The 2,887-nt window shown below is 78.2% G+C and carries 5 protein-coding genes and 1 pseudogene; all 6 read left to right on the forward strand.

Annotated elements, in window-relative coordinates:
- Positions 1-244: pseudogene (locus DT057_RS34490) on the forward strand (hypothetical protein); the annotation flags it as partial.
- Complete coding sequence (locus DT057_RS34495) at positions 244-684, forward strand: structural cement protein Gp24 (protein ID WP_128566499.1); 441 nt, start codon at positions 244-246, stop codon at positions 682-684. The pseudogene DT057_RS34490 and the gene DT057_RS34495, both read left to right, overlap by 1 nt.
- Positions 685-693: 9 nt before the next feature.
- A complete protein-coding gene (locus DT057_RS34500; protein WP_128566500.1) occupies positions 694-1,650 on the forward strand; it encodes a DUF2184 domain-containing protein in 957 nt (318 codons plus the stop codon).
- Between the two features lie 10 nt (positions 1,651-1,660).
- On the forward strand, positions 1,661-2,032 hold the full coding sequence (locus tag DT057_RS36325; protein WP_203236462.1) for a hypothetical protein: 372 nt from the start codon (positions 1,661-1,663) through the stop codon (positions 2,030-2,032).
- Positions 2,029-2,403, forward strand: a complete 375-nt coding sequence (locus DT057_RS34510; RefSeq protein ID WP_128566501.1) for a DUF4054 domain-containing protein — start codon at positions 2,029-2,031, stop codon at positions 2,401-2,403. Before DT057_RS36325 ends, DT057_RS34510 begins: the two co-directional genes overlap by 4 nt.
- Positions 2,403-2,726, forward strand: coding sequence for a hypothetical protein (locus DT057_RS34515; RefSeq protein WP_128566502.1), 324 nt, complete (start codon positions 2,403-2,405; stop codon positions 2,724-2,726). The genes DT057_RS34510 and DT057_RS34515 overlap by 1 nt, the downstream gene beginning before the upstream one ends.
- The last annotated feature ends 161 nt before the right edge of the window (positions 2,727-2,887 follow it).

The following is a 2,887-nucleotide window of genomic DNA, read 5'->3' on the forward strand; positions in this document are numbered from 1 at the left end:
GGCCGCCGTCGCGGCCGCCCTCGGCGACGCCGCCGCGGCCGCCATGGGCGCCGCAGAGATCGAGGGGGCGTTCCGGGTGGTGGCCGCGCGGCCCGCAGCCCCGCCGCCCCCCGACCCGCTCCGGGCGGCGCTCCGCTCCGGCGGGCAGCGCGCCGCCGACGCGCTCACGCCCGAGGCCGCCCACGCGTCCATGGTCGAGACCCTCCGCAACGCCTGGAAGCCCCGCCCCGCAGGAGCCCGCTGATGCCCCCCGTCCAGACCACCTATCCGGGCCGCCCCGGCCCCGCCTACGAGGGCATGCTCGCGGGCCAGGAACCCGCCGGCATCGTCAGCCGCACGGTCGAGACCCCGGAGGGGATCGGCTTCGGCAAGCCCGCCTTCCAGGGCGCGCGCGACGACGGCATCGCGGCCGCCGGCGCCGTCTTCCGGGGCATCGTCCTTGTCGACCACAACGTGCGCCCGTCCGGCGCCGGGGACGCCTTCGCCAAGGGCGAGACCGCGCCGGTGCTCGTGCGGGGCGTGGTCTGGGTCGCGGTGTCCGGCACGGTCGCGGCCGGCGCCCCCGCCTTCCTGACGCCGGCGGGCGCCGTCACGGCCGCCGCCGCCGGCAACACCCCGATGCCCGACGCCCACTTCGACTCGTCGGCGGCGGCCGGCGGGCTCGCCCGCCTGCGCCTGAGCTGAGAGGCCACCATGACGCCGTCCCCCCGCCCGCTGATCGCCGACGCCCCCCGCGCCCTCGCCTTCCTGGTGAGCCAGCAGGCCTTCATCGAGCCGACCGTCTACCGCACCCAGTACCCGGCGGTCCGCTATCCGCGCCTCGTGCCCGTCGACACCGAGGCGCCCGAGTGGGTGCCGACCGTGACCTACTTCTCGGTCGACCGGGTCGGGCAGGCGACCTGGGTCCACGGCGCCGCCGCCGACGTGCCCAGGGCCGAGATCCTGAAGCGCCAGCACGAGACCGCGGTGGCGATGGCGGGGATCGGCTACGGCTACGACCTGGAGGAGCTCGGCAAGGCCCAGCTCCTCGGCATGAACCTCGACGCCGACAAGGCGGACGCGGCGCGCCGCGCGTCGGAGGAGTTCATCGACCAGGTCGCGCTCCACGGCGATCCCGGCAAGGGCTTCTCCGGCCTCCTCAACCACCCGGGCGTCACCGCCGGCATCGCGGCCGCGACCGGCGCCGGCGGCGCCACCGCCTGGGCGAGCAAGACCCCCGAGCAGGTCCTCGCCGACGTCAACGGGCAGCTCGCCGGGATCTTCACCGGCACCTCGACGGTGGAGATGGCCGACACCCTGCTCCTGCCCTACGAGCAGATGCTCGGCATCGGGCTGCGGCGCCTCGACGGCATCAGCGCGGTCACGCTCCTCGACTGGATCCGGCGCCACAACGTCTACACCCTGGAGACCGGCCAGGACCTCGCGGTGATCGGCGTGCGCTCCCTCGAGACCGCCGGCACCGGCGGCTCGGCCCGGATGGTGGCCTACCGGCGCGACCCCTCGGTGCTGAAGCTGTGGCTGCCGATGCCGTTCCGGTTCTTCCCGGCCTGGCAGACCGGGCCGTGGCGCTTCGAGGTGCCGGGAGCCTTCCGGCTCGGGGGCCTCGACATCCGCCGCCCCGGCGCCTTCCGCTACCTCGACGGCATCTAGGGAGGGACCGATGCAGGCGACGATGCAGGTCACGAACCGCGCCCCCGGGCCCCGGCTGTTCTGGGTCCGGGGATCGGGCGCGCCCCGCTGCCTCGGGCCCGGGGAGAGCGCCGCCCTCGACCTCCTCGACCGGCACGACCCCTTCCTGGCCGCCTGGGAGGCCGCCGGCGAGGTGCTGATCGAGGAGATCCCGGCCGGCCGCGACGCCCCCGGCCACGACGCCCCCGGCGCCGGGGCTCGCGGCGGGCCCCCCGACGATCCGGCCCTCGACGACGCGGCCCTGCGGGCGCGCCTCGAGGCGCGCGGGATCCGGCCGGACCGGCGCTGGACCCGGGAGCGGCTCCTCGCCGAGGCCCGCCGGGGCGAGGAGGCGGCGCGATGACGGACGCCCCCGCGCCGGCGGACCTCAAGGCCCGCTTCCCGGCCTTCGCGGCGGTCCCGGACGCCGCCGTCGCGGCGGCCCTGGCGGAGGCCGCCGCCCGGGTCGACGCCACCTGGGCGCCGGCCGACTTCGCCCTCGGCCGCATGCTCTACGCCGCCCACGTCATGACCCTCGACGGGCTCGGCGGGCCGGAGGCCGACCTCGCCCGGGCCGGCGCCCTCGACCTGCGCTCCCTGCGCAGCGGCGCGCTCCACATCGAGCGCCGGGAGGCGCCGGCCGAGGCGCTCTCCGGCACGCTCGGCCTGACCTCGTACGGGCGCCGCTTCCACGAGGCGATGCGGCGCAACGGCGCCGGCGCGGCGGTGGTGTGATGGGCCTCCTCGACGGCGGCCTCGCGGCCCTCATCGGCGGCGCCTTCGCGCCGCTGTTCCGCGACGCCACGCTGCATCGGGCGGGCCCCGGCCCGGCCTTCGCCGACCACCCCGTCAGGGTCCAGATCGACGGCGCCCGCGAGGGGGCCGACGCGCCGGGCCTGCCGGGGCGCGAGGTGCAGGTCATCGTCCTCACCCCCGGCCGCGCCCCGCCCACGCCCGACGACGAGATCACCCTGGCCGACGGCCGCTACCGCATCGTCGCGGTGGAGACGGACCCGGCCGGCAGCCACGCCCTCGTCCGCGGGAGGCCGCTCCGATGATGACCCGCACCGATGCCGGGCGCCTGTCCCGGCGCCTCGACCGCCTCCGGCGGGAGGGGGCGGCCGCGGCCCGCCGGCGCGCCCTCGCGGCCGCGGACGCCCTCTCGGCGGACCTCGCCGCGCTCCTGCCGGATGGCGCCGCCCGGGCGCGGCCCACCGCC

Origin of the sequence: Methylobacterium crusticola, from assembly GCF_003574465.1 — a bacterium.
GTDB lineage: Bacteria > Pseudomonadota > Alphaproteobacteria > Rhizobiales > Beijerinckiaceae > Methylobacterium > Methylobacterium crusticola.

Coding starts and splice junctions, on each gene's coding strand:
- DT057_RS34495 (WP_128566499.1), top strand. CDS start 244: ATGCCCCCCGTCCAGACCACCTATCCGGGCCGCCCCGGCCCCGCCTAC.
- DT057_RS34500 (WP_128566500.1), top strand. CDS start 694: ATGACGCCGTCCCCCCGCCCGCTGATCGCCGACGCCCCCCGCGCCCTC.
- DT057_RS36325 (WP_203236462.1), top strand. CDS start 1,661: ATGCAGGCGACGATGCAGGTCACGAACCGCGCCCCCGGGCCCCGGCTG.
- DT057_RS34510 (WP_128566501.1), top strand. CDS start 2,029: ATGACGGACGCCCCCGCGCCGGCGGACCTCAAGGCCCGCTTCCCGGCC.
- DT057_RS34515 (WP_128566502.1), top strand. CDS start 2,403: ATGGGCCTCCTCGACGGCGGCCTCGCGGCCCTCATCGGCGGCGCCTTC.